The sequence below is a fragment of the Roseomonas genomospecies 6 genome (genome assembly GCF_008365375.1).
GTDB lineage: Bacteria > Pseudomonadota > Alphaproteobacteria > Azospirillales > Azospirillaceae > Azospirillum.
The window spans coordinates 48,205-69,476 of record NZ_QOKW01000010.1 but is presented as its reverse complement, the minus strand read 5'-3'; the positions used below and the strand labels follow the sequence as shown (position 1 = coordinate 69,476).

Annotated in this window: 10 protein-coding genes; 1 reads left to right on the top strand and 9 read right to left on the bottom strand. The window is 71.9% G+C overall.

Annotated features, from left to right (window positions below):
- Positions 1-17 precede the first annotated feature (17 nt).
- The 8 genes from DS843_RS14540 to DS843_RS14505 form a co-directional block, all read right to left on the bottom strand.
- Positions 18-1,127, bottom strand: a complete 1,110-nt coding sequence (locus DS843_RS14540) for a prohibitin family protein (protein ID WP_149469609.1) — start codon at positions 1,125-1,127, stop codon at positions 18-20.
- Entirely contained in the window at positions 1,124-1,321 is a 198-nt protein-coding gene (locus DS843_RS14535) for a hypothetical protein (RefSeq protein WP_149469608.1), read from the bottom strand. The genes DS843_RS14540 and DS843_RS14535 overlap by 4 nt, the downstream gene beginning before the upstream one ends.
- Before the next feature lie 96 nt (positions 1,322-1,417).
- Positions 1,418-2,089 carry a YcjF family protein gene (locus tag DS843_RS14530; protein WP_149469607.1) on the bottom strand — a complete coding sequence of 224 codons (672 nt, stop codon included), beginning with the start codon at positions 2,087-2,089 and terminating at the stop codon, positions 1,418-1,420.
- A gap of 198 nt (positions 2,090-2,287) precedes the next feature.
- Positions 2,288-3,046, bottom strand: a complete 759-nt coding sequence (locus DS843_RS14525; RefSeq protein ID WP_149469606.1) for a thioesterase II family protein — start codon at positions 3,044-3,046, stop codon at positions 2,288-2,290.
- Positions 3,043-4,695, bottom strand: coding sequence for a cyclic peptide export ABC transporter (locus tag DS843_RS14520; protein WP_149469605.1), 1,653 nt, complete (start codon positions 4,693-4,695; stop codon positions 3,043-3,045). Before DS843_RS14520 ends, DS843_RS14525 begins: the two co-directional genes overlap by 4 nt.
- Positions 4,692-6,341, bottom strand: a complete 1,650-nt coding sequence (locus DS843_RS14515) for an ATP-binding cassette domain-containing protein (RefSeq protein WP_149469604.1) — start codon at positions 6,339-6,341, stop codon at positions 4,692-4,694. The genes DS843_RS14520 and DS843_RS14515 overlap by 4 nt, the downstream gene beginning before the upstream one ends.
- Positions 6,338-7,348: a TauD/TfdA family dioxygenase gene (locus DS843_RS14510; RefSeq protein WP_286192100.1), complete on the bottom strand. Its 1,011-nt coding sequence runs from the start codon at positions 7,346-7,348 to the stop codon at positions 6,338-6,340. Before DS843_RS14510 ends, DS843_RS14515 begins: the two co-directional genes overlap by 4 nt.
- 17 nt (positions 7,349-7,365) lie before the next feature.
- Complete coding sequence (locus tag DS843_RS14505) at positions 7,366-19,983, bottom strand: non-ribosomal peptide synthetase (RefSeq protein ID WP_149469602.1); 12,618 nt, start codon at positions 19,981-19,983, stop codon at positions 7,366-7,368.
- Positions 19,984-20,386: 403 nt separating this feature from the next.
- Between DS843_RS14505 and DS843_RS14500 the strand changes: the two genes are divergently transcribed.
- The gene (locus tag DS843_RS14500) at positions 20,387-20,590 is read left to right on the top strand and encodes a DUF3008 family protein (protein ID WP_149469601.1); all 204 of its coding nucleotides are present in this window, start codon (positions 20,387-20,389) and stop codon (positions 20,588-20,590) included.
- A gap of 38 nt (positions 20,591-20,628) precedes the next feature.
- Here DS843_RS14500 and DS843_RS14495 read toward each other — a convergent pair whose 3' ends face one another.
- Positions 20,629-21,213: a DedA family protein gene (locus DS843_RS14495; RefSeq protein ID WP_286192099.1), complete on the bottom strand. Its 585-nt coding sequence runs from the start codon at positions 21,211-21,213 to the stop codon at positions 20,629-20,631.
- Positions 21,214-21,272 lie beyond the last annotated feature (59 nt).

The window sequence follows — 21,272 nt, the reverse complement described above, 5'->3', positions numbered from 1 at the left end:
CCGCAACCCGCCGGGCGTCAGCGCCCGGCGGTGTCCGGCGGGGCTTCCCGCGCGGTGTTTTCCGTTGGCGGCGCGTCCAGGGTGGACAGGCGCGCGGTGATCTCGTCCGCTCCGTTCGCGGCCGGCTCCTTCGTGTGGGTTTCCTGCGACGCTGCGGCGGCTGTGCCCGTCCTGGCGTCGTCGCCGGTGTTGAGGATGACCGGCAGCCCGTCGCGCCCGCCGATGATGATCGTCTTGGCGTTCTGGGAGGTGGCGAAGGCCCGCGTCGCCTCGATGCCGCGCAGGCGCAGATATTCCGGCGTGATGTTGCGGGCCACGATGTCCTGGAAATCGCGGACGCCTTCCGCCTCGATCCGCTTGCGGTCGCGTTCCTTGATCTCGCGGGTGATGCGGAAGTCGTATTCCTCCATGATCTGCTGCTGCTCGATCTTGCGGTCGATGGCCTGCCGGACCAGCGGCGGGAAGCTGACCCCGGCGACCAGCACGTCCTCCACCCGGATCATCACGGAGGCGTAATCCTCCGCCGTCGCGCCGGGCGCCAGCTTCAGCGCTTGCATGTCGATCGGCGGAACGGGGAATTGCTGGCGGGCCTCCCGCAGCAGGAAGCCTTGGATGTCCGCCCGGTTGACCGAATAGAAGTTCTCCGGCTTGTGCTGCGACACGAATTCGTAGACGAGGCTGGCGATCTCCGGATGCACCAGCTTTTCCGCGTAATCGCTCCCGGCCAACTTGTGGACCAGACCGGCGGCGGGCGGGTTGATGCGGTAGCGCAGGGATACGTCCACCGTCATCGACATGCCGTTGGCCGCCACGGCTTCATAGGTGCGGGTGTCGGTGCGCAGGCGCACGTCGTACATCGTCACCCGGTCCCACGGGAAGATCAGGTGCGTGCCTTCGCTGTACACCCGGTCGGTGACCGTGCCGCCGAAGAAGCGCAGCCACAGCACGCCGACATGGCCGGAGGGCACCTCCACGAAGATGGCGGGGGCGATGGCGAGGAAGCCCAGGATCAGGGTCAGCGTCAGCGCGTAGATCGACACGCTGCGGCGCTTCATCCACAGCCGGGCGCGCTGCCACAGGGGGGCGCGGGCGACGCCGTCCCCGGCGGACTGGTCCAGCGTGGTCATCGCGGTCTCGTCGTCAGCATCTTCTCACGTTCCCGCGCGCTGGGGCGCCCCACCGCCTGGATCACGAAATTCACGAGCGGGGTCAGGAAGAGGGCCAGCAGGAAATGGCCGATGAAGCCGATCGTGGTGTTGCGCCCCATGACGCCGCACACCAGACAGGCGAGGAGATAGAGCGTGACGAGAAAGACGGGCATGCGCTTCCGGCCTTGGAATGGGAGGACGGCGGGAGGAGAGCGGGGATGTGCGGAACCTCCCCGCCCGTCCTTCCGGGTACGAAACGGACGCGGCGGTCAGGCCGCGGCCGGGGCCGCCTCCGGCGCCGCACCCTTGCGGCGGCGGGCCTCCTCGAACTTCTCGCGGAAATAGGTCTTCACCTTTTCCGGCTGGAAGGTCAGGAAGGTGCCGCCCGACGCGAAGTGCTGCTGGAAGACCTTGCCCAGCGCGTAGGTGAAGGCGCTGTTGAAGGCCGGCTGGGTCGCCAGCCGCGTGACCGTGCCGATCACCGGCACCGACCGCAGGGCCATGTTGAAGGCCATGGAGCCGAGCAGGCCGCCGGCCAGGGCGGTCGGGGCGACCGTGGCGAACAGCGTGCCGACCGCGGAACGGCCGATGTCGCCGCGGAAGTCGACGCCGTGCAGCTCCGACAGCTCCTTCAGCAGGCGGAGCTGCACGACGGCCAGGGCGGCGGTGTCAACGAAGTTCAGCGGGATGACGCCCGCGGCGGCGGACATCAGCACATGCTTGCGGATGATCTCCGCCGCGCGGGTTTCCGTGGAGGCCGGGGCGGCTTCGGACACGGCGGTTTCCGCAGCGGTCTCCGGGGCGGTTTCCGACGCGGTGGCGGAGGCCGTGGATTCGGCGGTGCTTTCGGGGGCGGTCTTCACGGCCTCCGGGGCCGGGGTGGGGGTGGCCGCCGTCTCCGGCTTGGCCTTGCCGCCCGGCGTTTCCTTCTCACTGACCATGCTGTGGTGCTCCAAAAATGGACGTTGTCGAGAGAAAATCAGCAATGAACGCCGCGCACCGGGATGGTCCGCGGCGAAGTCGGCCCCGAAGGGACGGCCCGCTCCGAAAACGCCGCCGGTGGTCGCCGGCGGCACCGTCATATGGGCTAACGAATCCGGTTGTTTCCGTCAAAGAAATTGCCATCGAAAGGTAAGCCGTCATGTTCGCTGATCTGAAAAAGCATTTTCATTCAACCGTGAGACAATCGAAGCGCGGTGCCCGTGCAGGAAAAAGTGACCGCCGGGAAGCGTGAGCCGCATGAAACCCGCCCCGGCCAGCCGCTCCCACCCGGCGACTTCCGCCTCCGTGACTTCGGCGTCTTCCGCTCCGGCGAAGGCCAGCAGCGGCACGGGCAGCGGCGGAGGATCGTCCTCCAGGAAGGCGTCCGACATGGCGAAATCGGCCCGCAGCATGGGAAGCATCAGCTCCATCAGGTCGTCGCAGGCCAGAACCTCCGGCGGGGTGCCACCCAGCGCGGCGAGGCGGACGAGGAAGGCCGCGTCGTCCAGGCCGTCGGACGGCGGCCGCCGCGACGGCAGGTGCGGCGCCCGGCGCCCCGAAACGGCCAGCAGAGCGGGCGGACGCCCCCGCGCCACCAGCGCGCGGGCGGTGGCGTAGGCCAGCGCCGCCCCCAGCGAATGGCCGAACAGGGTCAGGGGGCGGTCCGTCAGAGGCTCCAGCGCGGCCAGGATGCCGGGCACGGTGTCTTCCACCCGCCGGAACGGCGGTTCGGCGATGCGGTTCTCCCGCCCCGGCAGGCGCACGGCCAGAAGCTCCGTGTCCGGCCCGGCCTCGTGCGCCCAATCGCGGAAGACGGCGGCTCCGGCCCCGGCGTAGGGGAAGCAGACCAGGGTCCGGCGCGGCGCCGCCGGCGGGCGGAAGCCCTGAAGCCAGAGGGATGCGGACGGGGCTGTCATGCATCCTCCAGCGCGAAGAGGTGATGGTGGCCGTGCCCTTCCCCGATGCGTCCCTCGTTCATGTGATAGACGCGGTCGGCGAGGCCGAACCAGCGCTCGTCGTGGGTCACGCAGATGACGATCTTGCCCTTCGCCTTCAGCTCCGGCAGCAGCTCCTCGTAGAAGACGCGGCGGAAATGCGGGTCCTGGTCGGCGGCCCATTCGTCCAGGACGATGACCGGTTTGTCCTCCAACTGCGCGACCACGAGGGCGAGGCGCTTGCGCTGGCCGGTGGACAGGGCGACCGTGCTGAAACAGCCGTCCGCGACCGTCACCTTGTCCTGCATCTCCAGCCGCTCCAGCAGGGCGCGGACGCGCGCCGGCTCTGGGTCGGCCACGCCGTAGAGGCGGCGCGACAGGTGGTAGTCGGAGAAGATGGCGGAGATCATGTCGCGGTAGCTCTGCATCCGCTCCGCCGGCACCGGCTCCCCATCGGCCAGGAGCTGACCGCCGCTCAGCGGCATCAGCCCGGTCAGCAGGCGCAGCATGGTGGACTTGCCGGACCCGTTCCCGCCCGTGACGAAGGTGATCTCCCCCGCCCGGAACTCCGCCGCCAGCGGCCCGACCGCGAAGACCGGGGTCCCCTCGCCGTCGCGATAGGCGAAGGTGGCGTCGGCCAGGGCGATGCTGGCGGGCGGGCCGGGCAGCCGGTCGGCGCCCTCGTCCGGGGCGCTTCCGGCGGCGGCGCGCAGCCGCTCCTCCATCGCTTCGATGTTGGACAGGGCCATCTCGGTCTGGGTGACCAGCGGGGTGACGAAGGAGACGGTGCTGACCGGCCCGACGATGAACAGCGCCGCCGTGGTCGCCGGAACCACCACCTCGTGATAGCCGGTGGTGAAGAGCGGCACGGCGAAGACCATCATGCCGATCAGCGTGTAGAACATCGCCTCGACCAGGGCGAAGTTGCGCCCCCACTGCGCCTTCATGTCCACATTCACCGCCCGCGCCCGGGACGAGGCGTCGGCAAGGTTGCGGATCAGCCCGTCGCCGCGGGGGCGGTTCATCCGCACCTCCTTGAAGCCGCGCAGCAGATCGGTCAGCCCGTCGAAGACGCGCGCCTCCGCCGCCGCCGCGTCCATCATGTTGCGGCGCAGGCGCTGCACCCGCGCGACCTTCACGGCCACGGCGATCCCGGCGAAGGCGAAGGCCATCACACAGGCCAGCGGCGACAGCCAGGCCAGATAGACCGCCAGGAAGACCAGCATCACCGCCTGCTGCCCGCCGATCGCCAGAAGGGGCAGGGTCTGGGCCAGCGTCTGCGTGTCCTGGGTCAGCACGCCGTGCAGCGAAGCCCGCCCGATGCGGTCCACGGTCACGAGGTCGGCGCGGCGCACCAGATCGAACAGGCGCAGCCGGATTTTGTGGATCAGCCGTTCGGCGTCCTGGGACGCGGTGATCAGCGCGTAATTGTGGGTCACCCCGAACAGCGTCACCGTGACCGCGTACATCACCAGAAGGCGCGGGCTGACGATGCCCTGGGTGGCGTCCTTGGCGGCGGCGTCCACCAGCCACAGCAGCGCCGCCGTCGCGATCGCCGACAGGACGTTCATCAGGGCGAGCGTGCGCAGATTCTCCGGAATCTCGCGCAGGACGATGGCGGCCAGCCTCATGCCACGCCCCCCGCCGCCACCGTCAGCTCGGTCAGGCGGCCTTCCTCCATGTGCAGGCGGCGGTCGGCGACGTCGAAATAATGGTCGTCGTGGGTCACCGCCACGATGGTCAGGCCGCGCCGCTTCAGCTCCGGCACGACCTCCCGGTAGAACTTGAAGCGGAAATGCGGGTCCTGGTCGGCGGCCCATTCGTCCAGGATCAGGATCGGCGCCTTCTCCAGGATCGCGGCGACGAGGCCCAGCCGCTTGCGCTGCCCGGCGGACAGGTCGCGGCGCCCGAAGCGGTCGCCTTCCAGCGCGGTGACCTTTTCCATCTCCATCCAGCGCATCAGGTCGGCGGCTTCCAGAAGGTTGATGCGGTCCTGTCCATACAGGCGGGCGAACAGGTGGAAATCGGCGAAGACGGTGGCCATCAGCTCGCGGTAGGCGGCGACGCGCTGCGGCCCGACCGGCACGCCGTCCACCGTCAGCCGTCCGCGCAGCGGGTGGTAGAGGCCGGTCAGCAGCTTGATGAAGGTCGATTTGCCGGACCCGTTGCCGCCGGTGATGAACATCACCTCGCCGCGCCGGATGGTCAGGTCGAAGGGGCCGACCGCGAAGGGCGGCTCACCCGGCGGGGCGGGAAAGGCGAACTCCACCCCCTCCAGCCTGACCTCGGCGAAATTGACGGGCACCGGCAGGGTGGGGCCGTCGCTTCCGGCCTCCGCCAGTTCGGCGAGCCGGCCTTCCAGAGCCATCATGCGCCCGGCGGCGGCCTCCGCCGCGCTCATCACCGCCAGCGACTGCATCAGCCCGAAGACCGGGGCCGACATGAAGAAGATGGCGGCGGTGATCTTCACCAGTTCCGCCGAAATGGCGCTGGAATAGGTCGGCACGACGAAGACGACCACGCCCAGCATCAGGTTGAAGGCGCATTCGCCGAACACGAACTGCTGCCATGTGTGCAGATGCACCTCTCCGCGGGCCGCCGTCGTGCGGTCGGACACGGTGCCGAAGGTGGCGTTCAGGTCGTGGCTGCGGGCGCTGTTCAGGCGCTGTTCCTTGAAGCCGTCGAACAGGTCCGACACGCCTTCGAACAGAGTGGCCTCCTCCGCCATCATGGCGCGGTGCCGTTCCTCCAGCGCGCGGCCCAGCCGGATGTAGAACCACGTTCCGGTGCCCAGAAGCCCGCCGATCAGCAGGAAGGCGACCGGGGAGATGGTGGCGATGTAGAGCAGGATCGTCCCGGTCAGCAGGACCGAGCGCACGGTCAGCGCCAGGAACTGCGAATTCTGGGAGATGAGTTGGGTGCTCTGCGTCACGCTCTCAAACAGCGGGGTCTGGCCGAAGCGCTCCAGCTTCCACAGGTCGGCGCGGCGGATCTGGTCGAGCAGCCGCATGCGCAGCGTGTCCACCACCTCCTCCACATCCGCCGACAGATGGGCGACCATGCGGCCTTCCAGGAGCATGTAGAGGACGACGCTGACGACGAAGGCGACGGCGAGCGGCACGTTGACGAAGTCGGCCTTCTCCGCCGCGATCTCCTCGGCGCCGCGGTTGACCAGGGCGAGCACCAACGTGGAGGAGAGCGCCGAGCCCAGGGCGTAGAGGATCAGCCGGCGCAGCGGCGCCGGTCCCAGCCGTCCGAGCAGGCGGAGAAGATTCATCGGGCGGAATCCCGAGGCGCGCCTTCCTGCCGGGCGCCATCCTGCGGGGCGCCATCGTCGATGCGGATGCGCAGTGCGTGGCGCTCCGGGTCGGCGAAGGCGCCCCGCCCGTGAAGCGCCTCGTGGTTGTTGATCGCCAGCAGGGAGTCGGACTCCATGAAGGTCTCCAGCCGCCGGGCCGGGTCGTCCAGCTCCGCCTGGAGGATGGCGAGCGCGCGGCGGACCTCCGGCGTGTCGTGCTCCGGACAGGCGGCCAAGCCCCGGCGCAGCGTGTCGGTGCGGAAGCGGATGCTGGGCCGCTCGCCGAAGACGGTGGCGAAGGTCATCTCGACCGCGTCCCGCGATCCGGTGCTGGTGAAGGTGGCCGGGATGCGGAAGGGCAGCGCCCGCCGCGACAGCAGGTCGAGCGCCCAGCGCCCCTCCTCGCTGCGCTCCAGCGCCTCGCGGACGCAGCGCGCGTCGCGCAGGCTGGACCGCCCGCCGCCGCAGGCCGCGGCCTGTGCGAAGTAAAGCAGCATGTAGCGTTCGGGGTTCGGGAAATACTGGGTGTCGGTGTGGAAGTCGGCCTCGTCGGCGTGTTCGGAGAAGGTGGAGGCGCTGCCCGTGCGGACCATCTCGGGCCGGACCTTGATGTCCCACACCACCTTGCGGTCGATCCGGTCGGTGGCGGTCGGCGCGCCCATGCAGACCGCCAGTGCGTAGAGCAGGCGGCGCCGGGTGTCGAGATCGCGGTGGCCCAGATGGGCGCGGCGGATCAGCACGCCGCTGTGGCTGGTCTCCAGCCGGTCGCGGATCGCCGCGGCCAGGGCGGACAGACCGGGGGCGGCCTCCGCAAGCTCCCCGCGCAGGTCGGCTTCCCGACCGTCCGGGACGAGGGACGCGGCGTCCGTCTCCGCCCCGAGGCGGGCCGCCAGAACGTCCAGGACACGTCCCGCCTCGGTGTCGGACAGCGGCTCCACGGTGAATTCACCGGCGCGGAAGCCCAGGTCTTGGACGTGGTTCAGCATGTAGGGTCCCCAGGCGTTCATCGATAGAAAAGCTCAGCCGCGGCGCGCAGCATGTCGGCCTGCCCGGCGCGCGGAACCGGCGGCCAGCCGAAGCCCATGCGGGCCAGCAGCCGTTGCGTGCGTTCGGAGGTCAGTTCCTGCCGCCGCCCGCGCGCCTGCGGGGAGCGCCCGCCGTAGAGGCCGAAACCTTCCATCGTCTGGGTCAGGGCGGCGTCCATCTCCGGCTCCCCGATGGCGCGCTCCAGCCGGTCGAGCAGGGCTTCGAAGCCGACCGCCCGCACCGCTCCCTCCATCCCGCGGGCGGAGGTCACGAAGTCGGCCAGCGTGTCGCGGCGGTGGTTCTCCACATGGTGCGTCTCGTTGGCGAGCCCGGCGGCACCGGCCAGCAGCGCCACGGCGCGGGCCACGAGGTCCACATGGCAGAGCCAGACGTGCGAATCGTCGGGCACCACCCCCAGCCGCACGAAGGCGGCCAGTTGCCGGAAGAAGGCGTTGTCCCGCAGGTTCAACTGCAACGGCCCGCCTTCCGCCGCGAAGACGACGTTGCCGACGCGGTGGATGCTGGCGTTGCGCAGATCCCCGCGCGCTGCCGTGACCAGCCGTTCCGCCTCCTGCTTGCTGCGGACATAGTAGTTTTCGTCCAGCCGTTCCGGCACCGCGTCGTATTCGGTGACGAGTTGGAACCCCTCCTCCGGCGCCTTGCCGGTGACCGACAAGGTGGAGATCAGGTGGAAGTCCGCCGGATCGCTCCGCCGCTGCGCGGCGAGGTCGAGAAGCCGCCGCGTCGCCTCCACGTTGTCGGCGTGGAACTCCGCGTAATGGCCGAAGTGGTTGACGTTGGCGGCGCAGTGGAAGACCGCCCGCACCCCCTCCGCCAGTGCGCCATGGACAGTCGGGGCGAGGCCCAGCCCGTCGCGGCGCAGGTCGCCGGCCCGGACGGTCAGGCGCGGATCGGCGATCAGCGCCGCCCCGCCTTCCGCCCCGAAATAGCCGGCCAGCACGCGGCCCAGCCGGGCGCGGGCGGCTCCGTCGTCGCCCCCGCGGACCAGCGCCGTCACGCGCCGCTCCGGGTCGGCCAGAAGCTCACGCAGCAGATAGGCGCCGAGATAGCCGGTGGCCCCGGTCAGCAGGACGTCGCCGTAGTCCCGCCGCTCCGCCCCGTCGAAGGCGGCGTAGGCGGCGTTGCGCGCCTCGTAGGCCCGCTGCTGCTCGGCCAGCGCCCGGTCGCGGGCGGCGTCGAAGGCGGGCAGATCCGCCTGATAATCCCGCCAGTGGGCGCGGACGGAGGCGATGACGCGGTGCAGATGGTCCGGCTGGGGCCGCAGCCGCAGCGCGAAATCCGCCAGCACCGGGGCTTCATACAGATCGTTGATCCTGCAGGCGAACTCGCGGCGCAGCCGGTTGACCACGGCGATCGCCCGCAGGCTGTCGCCGCCCAGCTCGAAGAAGCTCGCCTCCCGCCCCGGAACGGGCCGTTGGAGCTGTTCGGCCCACAGGTCGGCCACCCGCTGCTCCACCGCGTTGCGCGGCGGGGTGAAGGCGCCGGAGGCGGCGGCGCCTTCGGACGGGACGGCGGCGGTGTGGTCGGCCAGGGCTTGCAGAAGCGCCCTGCGGTCCACCTTGCCGGCCACCGTCACCGGGATCGCCGGTACCCGGATCACCGCCGCCGGCACCATGTAGGCGGGCAGAGCGGCCGCCGCATGTGCGGCCCAGGCGGCTTGGCTCGGCTCCACCGCGTCCGGGGCGAGGCTGACGAAGGCCCACAGGGTCTGCGCGCCGCCCGGCGGCGTGTCCACCAGGGCGACGGCCTGCTGGACGCCGGGGTGGGATTCCAGCCGGTGTTCGATCTCCCCCAGTTCCACGCGCTGGCCGCGCAGCTTCACCTGACTGTCGGAGCGCCCGAGCACCAGCAGTTCCCCGTTGGGCAGCCAGCGGCCCAGATCGCCGGTGCGGTAGCGGAGTCCTTGCGGGGTTTCCACGAAGGCGGCGGCGGTCAGGTCGGGACGGTTCAGATAGCCGATGGCCAGCCCCATGCCGCTCAGCCAGACATGGCCGACGCTGCCGGGAGGCACCGGCTCCCCGTCCTCGTCCAGGATGTGGATGGCGGTGTTCGGCAGGGGGCGCCCGGCAGTCATGCGGGGGGAATCCGGCGTCAGAATCCCGATGCTGGCGGCGGCGGTGTTCTCGGTCGGGCCGTAGCCGTTGATGTAGCGCAGCCGGGCCGCGTAATGCAGGGCGTCGGCGGCGTTGGGCGGCTCGCCCACCGTCATCAGGATTCGCAGGGTCGGGAAATCCGCCTGCTCGAACAGCCGCAGGTAGGACGGCGGCAGGGTGGCGGAGGTGACCCCCAGCCGTTCGATCCTGGCGCGCAGGCCAGCGGTGTCGTCCATCTCCGCCCGCCGGATGGGAACGACGGCCCCGCCCGTCACCCAGGTCGTCACCGTGTCGGAAATCCAGGCGTCGAAGGAGGGGGAGGAGCTGAGGAGCGTCCGCTCGTCCGGCTGGACCCCCATCATGCGCGCCATCGACAGGCCGAGGTTCAGCGTGCCGCCATGATGCAGCATCACCCCCTTCGGCTTCCCGGTGGAGCCGGAGGTGTAGATGATGTAGGCCAGATCGCCGGGCGCGCCGCGCTCCCCGGCCTCCGGCTCGTGGGAATGGGCGGCGCGGAAATCGTCGGTCAGGGCTTCGGGGCGGAGAAGCGCGTAGCCGGCCTGTTCCAGCGTGTCGGGCAGGGGATGCCCGTCGAGCGCCACCACCACGCGGATACCGGCGTCGCGGGCGATGAAGGCCAGCCGGTCCGCCGGCAGGTCGCGGGTCAGCGGCAGATAGGCGGCCCCGGCCTTCCAGATCGCCAGAACCGTTTCGGGCAGGGCGGGCGAGCGCTCCGTCAGGACGCCGACCGGCTCGCCGTTCCGGACGCCGTGGGCCAGCAGCGCGTGAGCCAGCGCGTTGGCGCGGGCGTTCAGCGCGGCGTAGCCGATCTCCGCATCGTCGGTGACGAGGGCGGGACGGTCCGGCTGCGACCGCGCCAGGGCGGCGAACTGGTGATGGATGCAGGGGACGGGGTGCGGCATCGCCGGGCCGTTCTCCCACGCCGCGAGCTGGGCTTCCTCCTCCGGCAGAAGGGCGGGCAGAGGCGTGCCCGGCGCGCGTCCCGGATCGGCCAGCAGCCGCGCCCAGCCAGCCAACGCCGTGGTCCAGGCGCAGGCGGTCTCCCGCTCGTAGAGGGCGGCGTTGGCGTAGAGCTGGAGGACCAGCCCGCCGTCCGCCTGCCCCTCATGCACCAGAACGATGTCCTGGGCGGGGGCGTTGTGGCGCAACTCGTAGCGGATGTCCTCGCCGTCGAAGGACTCGACGGCGGCGAAGCGCAGCCCGTCCGCTCGGGGACCGGCGAGGACGGGATTCTCGGTCACCGCCAGATCGAACAGCGGGTAGCGGCCCGGATGGTGGGCCTGCGGCTGGTTGCTGCGGAACTCCTGGTAGATTCGGGCGAAGGGGTAGCGGCCATGGCGCAGCGCCTCCGCCAGACGGGCCTGCGTGGCCTTGACGGCCTGTTCCAGAGGCTCGGCGCGGTCCGCGCGGAAGGGCAGCGGCAGCATGTTGACGTAATAGCCGGCGACGCCCGCCTCCTCCGCCGTCTCGCGGGTGGAGGCGGCGGTGCCCATCAGGAACGCCGCCCGGCCCGTGCGGCGCCGCACCTCCCGCGCCATCAGCGTCATCATCAGGGCGTGCAGGCTGGCGCCGTTGTTCCGGGCGAAGGCGCGCAGCGATTCCGCGACGGGCGGGGCGAGGCGGACGCGGTGGCAGTGGCTCCCCTTCGCCGTTCCGGCGCTGCGCACGGACGGACGGGGCAGGTCGAGCGGCCATTCCTCGAAGGCGGCGGGGTCGATCCCGGCGAGCAGGCGCTGCCAATGCTCCGCATCCTCGCGGGCGGCCTCGCCGGCCAGATAGGCCTCCTCCCGCGCGGCGGAGCGGCCGAAGCCGGGGACGGGGGCTCCCGGTGCCCCGCCGCGCAGGAGGAGAGCGAGATCGTCGGCCAGCAGGGCGAGGGACAGGCCGTCGCCGATGGAATGGTGCAGGGCCATCCAGAACAGGTCGCCGTCGCCGTCCGCCACCCGGACCAGCCCGGCCCGCCACAGCGGCGGAACGGCCATGGCGAAGGGCGCCGTCTGGCGCGCCCGGATGTGGTCCAGCGCGGCGGCGCGGTCGGGGGCCGTGTCCATCTCCAGCCCGGCGGTCGTGGAATGGACGATGCGGCGGAGCGTGCCGTCCTCGTCCTCCCGGAAGCCGGTGCGCAGCGCCTCGTGCCGGTCGGCCAGGGCCGTCCAGGCGTCTTGCCAGCGGTCGTCGGGCCAGCGGTCGTCGGCGGGGGTGCCGCCCTCCACCGCCAGGGTCAGGGGGATGTTGAAGCCGCGCGTGTCCAGCCCGGCCTGCTCGGCCACCCAGAACTCCCGCTGGCCTTCCGTTGCGCGGTCGGATTCCACGTCAGGCGAGGTTTCGATGGGAGCGGCGGCGGCGAGACGGGCGGCGAAGCCGCGCAGGGTCGGCTCGGTGAACAGGTCGCGGGCGGAGACGGGGCGCCCAAGCTCCTTTTCCAGCGCGTGGGCGACGGCGATGGCGAGCAGGCTGTGGCCGCCGAGCGCGAAGAAATTGTCGTCGCGCCAGACCGGGCCTCGACCCAGCCGCTCCGCCCAGACGCGGGCGACGGCTTCCTCGATCCGGCCCTGCGGCGGCACCTGGGCGCCCTGCGGGGCGTGGCCCGCGATCAGCCCTTGCAGCGCCGCGCGGTCCACCTTGCCGGAGGCGGTGACCGGCACCGTCTCCACCGCGATCACCCCCGCCGGGATCATCACGGCGGGCAGCCGTTCGGCCAGCCAGCCGCGCCAGGAGTCTTCCGCCGGAACCGGCTTGCCGGGCACGGGGCGGACGAAGGCCCACAGGCTCTGCGCCGTTCCGGCCTTGCCCTGCACCAGGGCCACCGCCTGCGCGATGTCCGGATGGCCGCCCAGCGCCTGTTCGATCTCGCCAAGCTCGATCCGGATGCCGTTCAGCTTCACCTGATCGTCGATGCGGCCCAGCACCTCCAACTCGCCCCCGGCACGCCAGCGCCCGAGGTCGCCGGAGCGGTAGAGCCGCCCGGTGCCCGTCCCGACGAAGGCCGCCGCCTCCTGCTCCGGACGGTTCAGATAGCCCTGGGCGAGGTTCGCGCCGCCGAGCCAGATCTCCCCCACCGCCCCCGGCGGCACCGGCTGGCCCGCCGCGTCGCGGATGTGGACCGACGTGTTGGGCAGCGGACGCCCGACGGACAGGAAGCCCCGGTCCTCCGCGCTCAGCAGGCCCATGGCGCTGGTGATGGTGTTCTCGGTCGGACCGTAGGCGTTGTAGTAGCGCAGCCGCCCGGCATAGGCCCGCACGTCCGCCGCCAGCGGCGCCTCGCCACCCGTCACCAGGATGCGCAGGGACGGCAGCTCCGCCCCGTCGAGCAGGCGCAGATAGGTCGGGGTCAGGTCGGCGACGGTCACCCCCTGCTCCGCCAGGACGGCGATCAGGCGGGCCGGCGCGCTCAGCACCTCGTAGGGAACGGCGCAGAGCGCCGCACCGGCGGCCAGCGGCACGCCGATGTCCGACAGCGACACGTCGAAGGAGGGCGAGGCGAACATCAGCGTCCGGTCCTCGGCGGTCAGGCCGAAGACCTCGCCCGCGCCCAGCACCATGTTCACATAGGCGCCGTGGCTGACCGGCGTGCCCTTGGGCCGCCCGGTGGAGCCGGAGGTGTAGAGGATGTAGGCCGTGTCCTCCGGCCCGGTCGGGATGTGCGGACGGTGGGCGTGCGCGGTGAGGAAATCGGCGGACAGGTCCTTCGGGCGCAACAGTGGCAGGTTGGACAGCGCGTCGGGCACCGCAGCACCATCCAGCGCCAGCAGCAGGTCTGCCCCGGCGTCCCCGGCGACGAAGGCCAGCCGGTCGGCGGGCAGGTCGGCGGCCAGCGGCAGATACACCGCCCCCGCTTTCCACACGCCCAGCAGCGCGGCGGGCAGGTTGGGGGAGCGGCCCGTCAGGACGCCGACCACGGTCCCGCGCTCCACCCCGCGCTCCCGCAGGGCATGGGCGATGGCGTTGGCCTCCGCCTCCACCGCGCGGTAGGTCAGAACGCGGTCGGCGGTGATGACCGCCGGGCGCCCGCCCTGGCCGGTGCCGGGCCGGTCGATCAGCCGCTCGAACAGCGCGTGGAGGGGCAGGGCGGGGCGTTCCGCCGCCGGGCCATGCTCCCACGCCGCGAGGGTGGCTTCCTCCTCCGGCAGCAGGGCGGGCGGCGTCCTGTCGGCGCGGGCGGAGTCCGCCCCCAGCCAGCGCGCCCAGCCGGTCAGCCCCTCGAACCAGCGCTCCGCCGTGTCCTTGGCGTAGAGCGCCGCGTTGACGTGCCATTGCAGAAGCAGCCCACCATCGGCCAGCCCTTCGTGGATCAGCACCATGTCCTGGCCCGGCGAATGGCCGGTGCGCTCATAGGCCAAGCCTTCGCCATCGGGGCGGACGAAGCGCAGCGGGCCGGTGGCGGGGGCGGCTTGCGGATTCTCCGTCACCGCGATGTCGAACAGCGGGTAGCGGGCCGGGTCGCGGTGCTGCGGGTGCTCCGCCCAGAAGCCGTGATAGAGCCGCGCGAAAGGCAGGCGGGCGTGCTGCAGCGCTCCGGCCAGAGCCGCCTGGGTGGCGCGCAGCTCCGCCCCGAAGGGGGCCTCGGCGGCGGGGCGGACGGCCAGAGGCAGCATGTTGACGCCATAGCCGACGACCCGTGCGTCCCCGGCGGTTTCCCGGATGTCTCCGGTCGTGCCGATGGTGAAGGCGCCGCGCCCCGTGCGCCGCCGCACTTCGCGCGCCAGCAGGGTCAGGACGACGGCGTGCAGGCTGGCCTCGTGACGGCGGGCGACGGCCTTCAGCCCGGTGGCGGTGGCCGGGTCCAGCCGCAGTTCGAACCGGTGGCTGCCCGGCGTGGCCCCGGCGGCGCGCGGCGTGTCGAGCGGCCAGTCGTCGAAGGCGTCGGCGGGCAGGGCCGACAGCGCCTCCCGCCAATGGGCCTCGTCCGCCTTGCGGGCCGGACTGTCGAGATAGCGGCGCTCGCGGGCGGCCATGGCGGCGTAGCGCGCGGTCAGGGGCGGCAGGTCATGACCGGCCAGCAGCGCGGCCAGTTCCTCCAGAAGGATGCCGACCGAGCGCCCGTCGCCGATGGAATGATGGAGCGCCATCCAGAACAGCGGCGCGCCGCCGTCCTCCAAGGTCACCAGCCCGGCGCGCCACAGCGGCGCCGAAGCCATGGCGATGGGTTCCCCCTGCCGGGTGCGGATGTGGGCCAGCGCCGCGGCGCGGTCCGGCAGTGCCGCGATTTCCAGCGCGACGTCGAGGGTCGGGGCGATGCGGCGGCGCAGGAGCCCGTCCGCATCCTCCGCGAAGGCGGTGCGCAACGCCTCGTGCCGCGCGGCCAGCGCCGCCCAGGCGTCCGTCCAGCGGGCCGGGTCCGGCACCTCTCCTTCAATCGCGCGGATCACCGGGATGATGAAGGGGCGGGTGTCGAGCCCCGCCGCCTCGGCCACCCGGAATTCCCGCTCCCCTTCGGTGGCGAGGTCGGAGTGGGCCGTATCGGGCTGCGGTGCCTCCGTGTCGCGCAACTCCGCCACCTTGCGGGCGAAGCCGGCGAGGGTCGGAGCGGCGAACAGGGCGCGCGCCGGGACGGTCATGCCCAATTCCTGCGACAGCCGGTGCGCGATGGTCACCGCCAGCAGGCTGTTGCCGCCGAGCGCGAAGAAGTTGTCGGTTCGCGCGACCTCTTCGCCCAGCAGACCGCTCCACAGGTCGGCGATGCGGCGTTCCAACCCGTCCAGCGGCGCCTGCCGCTCCGCCGTGGCGGCATGGCCGTGGGCGTGTGAGAGGCGGAGCAGGGCGTCGCGGTCGATCTTGCCCGCGGGCGTCAGGGGAACGCTGTCCACCGCCGTCACGCTGGCCGGCACCATGAAGGCGGGCAGGCGGTCGGCCAGGAAGGCGCGCCAAGCGTCCTCGTCGGGCAGGGCAGCGCCGTCCTTGGCGCGGACGAAGGCGCGCAGTGCCTTGGTGCCCTGCGCCGCGGCGTCCACCAGAACGACGGCCTGGGCGGCTGCGGGGTGAGCCAGAAGGTCCTGCTCGATCTCGGCAAGCTCGACGCGCTGGCCGTGCAGCTTCACCTGATGGTCGATGCGCCCGCACAGGACCAGTTGCCCGTCCGGCGTCCAGCGCCCCAGGTCGCCGGTGCGGTAGAAGCGGCCCTCCGCCGTTTCCACGAAGGCGCGGCCGGTCAGGTCCGGGTTGTTGAGGTAACCACGGGCCAAGCCCACCCCGCCCAGCCACAATTCCCCCGACAGGCCCGGCGGAACCGGCGTGCCGTCCGGACGGCGCAGCGTGACGCGGCAGTTGGGCAGCGGGCGCCCGGCGGACACCGGGCCGCCGGTTCCGGATTCCGGCGTGATGCGGCCCATGGACACGAGGATGCTCGCCTCCGTGGGTCCGTAGGCGTTCCAGAAGGCGAGATCGGCTGCGTGGTGGCGGGCGTCGTCGGCGTTCGGCGCCTCCCCGCCGGTCAGCAGGACGCGCAGACCGCGGAACGGCTTCTCCTTGCTGACCCGCAGGTAGGAGGGCGCGTGGAAGGCCACGCTGACGCCGAGATCGGCATAGGCGTCCTTCAGCGCCCAGGGATCGTCGCGCAGCTCCGGCGGGACCGGCACCAGCGCCATGCCGTGCAGAAGCGCCAGCCCGAGTTCCCACAGCGAGGCGTCGAATCCCGGCGTCGCGGCCAGCGCCATGCGGTCGTCGGCCCGCAGCCCGACCGTCTCCCCGGTCGCCAGCGCCGCGTTGATGAAACCATCGTGCCGGACGGCGACGCCCTTCGGATGCCCCGTCGTGCCCGAGGTGTAGATGATGTAGGCGAGGTTCTCCGGCGCCCCGGCCACGGCGGGCTTGGCGGCAGAGCCTTCGAGGATCTCGGGACGGATCAGCGTGGGAACGGCCTCGGCCAGGGCCGGCGGGACGGGCTGGCCGTCCAGCGTGATCAGCAGACGGGCGCCCGCGTCGCGGACCATGTAGGCCATGCGCTCCGGCGGCAGGTCCTGGGCCAGCGGCAGATAGGCCGCCCCCGCCTTCCAGACGCCGAGCACCGCCGCAGGCAGGTCCGGCGAGCAGCCGGTCAGAACCGCCACCGGCTCCTCCCGCGACACGCCGCAGTGGATCAGGGTGGCGGCGATGCGGTCGGCGTCCCGGTTCAGATCGCCGTAACTCCGCACGGCGTCCCGGGTGACGACGGCGGGGCGGTCCGGCTGGCGGGCGGCGATCTCCTCGAACAGTTCATGGGCGCGGCGGGCCGGGCGGGGGCGCTCCTCGCCATGCTCCCAGCGGTCGAGAAGGGCCTGTTCCTCCGGCAGCAGGGCGGGCAGCGGGGAGTCCAGCCGCGCCGGGTCGGCGGCCAGCCAGCGCGCCCAGGCGGCGAAGCCGGCGAGCCAGGAGCGCGCCGTCGTCTCCGCGTAGACATCCGGATTCCACAAGAGGGCCAACTCCAGCCCCTCCCCGTCCTCCGCCGTCACCGGCTCGTGGCTGAAGGCGAGGTCGAGGCCGGCGGCGGGGTGGGCGAGCGCGCCCGGCAGGCGGCGCGGGGCCAGGGACAGGCCGCTGTCCGGGTCGGCGCTGGTGCGCGGCGGGTTGGCGGTCAGCGCGACGGCGAAGAGGTTCGGGCGGGCGGGCGGAAGCGCGTCCGGGCGGCGCTGGCGGAACTCCCGCTGGATCAGGTTGGCGGGCAGATCGGCATGGCCGACCGCCTCGGTCAGCGCGTCCTGGGCGGAGCGGATCTGCCCGGCCAAAGGCGCCCCGGCGCCGGACAGCACGACCGGCACGAGGTTGACGAAATGCCCGACCGCACCCTCGGCCCCCGCCGGGCGCAGGGAGACGCCGGTTCCCAGGATCAGGTCGGCCCGCCCGCCGCGCCGCCGCGTCTCCGCAGCCAGGACCGCCAGCAGCAGGCCGTGCAACCCCACGCCCTGTGCCTTCGCCATGGCGGCGAGGGCCGTGGTGGTCGCGGCGTCCAGCCGTTCCGCCAGGGGCGGGGCGGAGCGTCCGCCGGGCGTGGTGGGGCGCGGCTGGTCGAGCGGCAGTTCCTCGAACGCCTCCGGCGGCAGGGCGTCCAGCCTGGCTTGCCAGAAGGCGCGGTCCCGCTCCGCCCGGTCGGAGCGGAGGTGGCGAAGCTCGTCGCGCGCGGCCAGGGCGACGCCGTGGGGTGCCGGGGGCAGGGCGTGGCCCAGCAGCAGGGCGAGGAAATCCTCCTGCACCGTCCGGGCGGACTGGCCATCGACCACCGCGTGGTGCAGCACGAACCAGAACAGAGTCTCGTTGCCGGATTCGATGAACAGCAGCCCGGCGCGGGCCAGCGGCGCGTCGCTCAGGGCAAAGGGGGCTTCGGCGTAGCCGGCGATCAGCTCCCGCGCCTCCTCCGGCGCGTGGCAGCGGTCGAAGGACAGGCGGGCGGAGGGCGGCAGGTCGGCGGCAGCGGCGGTGCGCCAGCGCAGCCGCCCCTCGGCGTCGGTGTGGAAGGCGGTGCGCAGGGCCGGGTGGCGCTCCAGCAGGGTGGCCCAGGCGGCGCGCCAGCGCTCCGCCTCCGGGACCGGGCCGCGCACCGACAGGACGCGCACCACATGCGACCCGGCGGCGGCGAGGCCGAGCTTCGCGGCGACCCAAAAGTCCTCCTGCCCGGCGGTGGCGGAGCCTTCGGTCAGGTCCAGCGGAACGGCGTCGTCCTCGCCCTTCCGATCCGCGATGCGGCGGGCCAGGGACTCCACCGTCCGGGAGGCCAGGATGGCCGGCACCGGCACCGCGTGGCCGAGCGCGTGCAGGCGCTGCCCCACGGCGATGGCGAGCAGGCTGGTGCCGCCGATGGCGAAGAAATCGTCGTCCCGCATCACCGGGCGGACGTCCAGAACCTCTTCCCACACCGCGGCGACGGCCTGCTCCAGATCGCCCCGCGGCGGCGTTCCGCCCGTGCCGCGGGGCGCGGCCAGAGTCTCCTCGGCGAGCGCCAGAAGGGCGCGGCGGTCGGTCTTGCCGGCGGAACTGATCGGCATCTTCGGCACGGCCCTCACCCGCGCCGGCACCATGTAGGCGGGCAGGCTGCGGGTCAGGAAGGCGCGCCAGTCCTCGCCCTGCGCGGCCTCCGGGTCGGCGCTCTCCACGATGGCGGTCAGGCGGCCCTTGTGCTGAAGGGCGGCGGCGCGGCTGACCAGCGGGTGGCGCAGCAGCGTGCGCTCGATCTCGCCCAGCGACACCGACTGGCCGGACACCTTCACCACGTCGTCGGCGCGGCCCAGCGTCTCCAGATCGCCGTCCGGGGTCCAGCGGCCCAGATCGTGCGTGCGGTAGGCGCGCCCGAAGCGCGTCTCCACGAAATTCTCCGCCGTCAGCTCCGGCTGGTTCAGATAACCGCGCGAGACGCCCCGCCCGACGACGTGGATCTCCCCGACCTCGCCATAGGGGACCTCGTTGCCGTGACGATCCAGCAGATGGACGGCGTTGTTGGTGAAGGGCCGCCCGCTGGGCAGCGGGCCGTCGCCGTCCGGCGTCACCTTGTGCATGCAGATGGTGCCGCAGACCTCCGTGGCGCCGTGCATGTTCCAATAATCGATGTGCCGGGCGTAGTGCCGCGCGTCGTCGGGGTTGGGCCGCTCCCCGGCGGTCAGGATCATGCGCAGACCCGCCGGCACAGCCCCGCGCAGAAGCCGCAGGTAGGAGGGCGTGAACAGGGCGATCGTCACCCCCAGCCGGGCCATGTGGTCGAGCAGCCGCGCCGGATCGTCGATCAGCGCGCGCGAGGCCGGGACGTAGGCGGCGCCGGAGAGCAGCGGCAGGCACAGCTCCCGGAAGCCCAGGATGAAGCCGGGGGAGGTGGACAGCAGCACCCGGTCGCCCGGCCCGATGCCCTGCGCTTCCGCATGGCCGAGCGCCAGATTCACGCAGGCGTCGTGCCGGATCAGCACGCCCTTCGGTTGCCCGGTGGAGCCCGACGTGAAGAGGATGACCGCCAGCCCGTCCGCCGGGCCGGCGCGGTTCGGGCGCCGCGTGCTTCCGGCGAGGCTCTCCGCGTCCAGCGCTTCCGGCCGCAGGACGGCGTGGGGCCGTTCCGTCCGGGCGTCGGCGGACAGGGCATCGGTCAGAGCGTCCGGTGGCGTCAGCCCGTCCAACGCGATCAGCAGCCGCATGCCGGCCTGCCGCGCCATGTTGGCCAGACGGTCCGCCGGCAGGTCGGCGACCATCGGCACATAGACGCCGCCCGCCTTCAGAATCCCCAGAAAAGCCTGCGGCAGGAACCCCGACCGTTCCGCCAGCACGCCGACCGGCTCCTCCGTACCCAGCCCGAGCGCCAGCAGTGCGTGGGCAAGCGCGTTCGCCGCCGCGTCCAGCCCGGCGAAATCGAGGAATCCGTCCTCCGTCACCACCGCCGGTGCCGCGGGGTGCCGATCCGCGAGGCGCTCGAACCCCTCGTGCAGACGAAGGGCGGGCCAATCCTTCACAGGCCCGAAACCGCCGGGCAGTTGAAGACGGTCGCTGGGGAGGTAAGGCGTGGTGTCGGGCATCGAAGTCCCCGCAATTCCTTCGGCGTTACAATGTGTCCGACGGGAAAAAATCAGGCGGTTCTTTTACAGAAACGTCATATGCATCCCAAAAAGGGACTAGGCCGCAGAGAATACATCCTAACCGTTGTTTGTCAACAAGCGATACAACTCGGAGAAATTGTAACGATCTTGAAAAGCGCATTGCGATAAGGGAATGGCGGTTTCACACCAATGTGTGCGTGCTTCTTGCGCGACCGGAGCCGCGCCAGGGGTGGCCCGTCAGATTGGTTGTGGCCCATTACCGTTGGTTGTCCCTTCCGTCCGCTTGTCCCTTCCGTCCGCTTGTCCCTTCCGTCCGCGCGAACGGAATTCGCCCTGCCCTGTTGAGGGGGGATGACCCTGTCACCGCACGCGGAGGGATCGGATGAGCAAGGCGGAATCCAAGAAGCAGCAGATGGCCGCAGGCGCGGCGCTGTCCGCCAAGCGCGGGGAGCAGCCGGAATCCAGCCTGCGCGGCGCCTCGAAGGAGATGGCGCGGACGATGAGCGAGAAGGAGCTTCAGGACATGGCGTCCACGAAGCGCAAGGACCTGCCCACCAGCAGCTCAAAGGACGGCGCGAAGGATTGAACGCGCCGTGACGTGAGGAACTGACGGGGGCGGCCCCGTCAGTTCTGCTCCTTCGGGCGGAAGGTGGCGACGCGGTAGGCGTACCAGGCGGCGAAGGCGGCGATGACCAGCTTGGCCGCCGGGTCCATCCAGCCCGCCACCTTGTCGTACTGGCCCTCCAGCACGTAGCCGGCTCCGGCCAGCACCATCGACCACAGCGCCGTGCCGATGGTCGAATAGACCAGGAAGCGGGCCAGCCCCATTCCGGCGATGCCCGCGGGAACGGAAATCAGCGTGCGCACCGCCGGGATCAGGCGCCCGACGAGCACCGACGCCGCGCTGTGCCGGCGGAACCAGCCCGACGCCTCGTCCACCTGCGACGGCGCGACGGTCAGCCAGCGGCCATGCCGCGCCGCCAGCCTTTTCAACCGCTCGCCGCCGAGCCACAGCCCGGCATAGTACCAGAGCAGCGCTCCCGCCACCGACCCCGCGCCGCCCGCCAGCACGACCAGTGGCAGGCTGAGGTCCCCGCGGGCCGCGACGAATCCGGCCAGCGGCATGATGAGTTCCGACGGGATGGGCGGAAAGACGTTTTCCAGCAGCATCAGAAGCGCGATGCCGGCGTATCCGCCGCCTTCAACCATGTCTGCGATCCACTCGAACACGCGCTCCTCCGGTCTGGCCTGCCTGGATAACCCGCCGG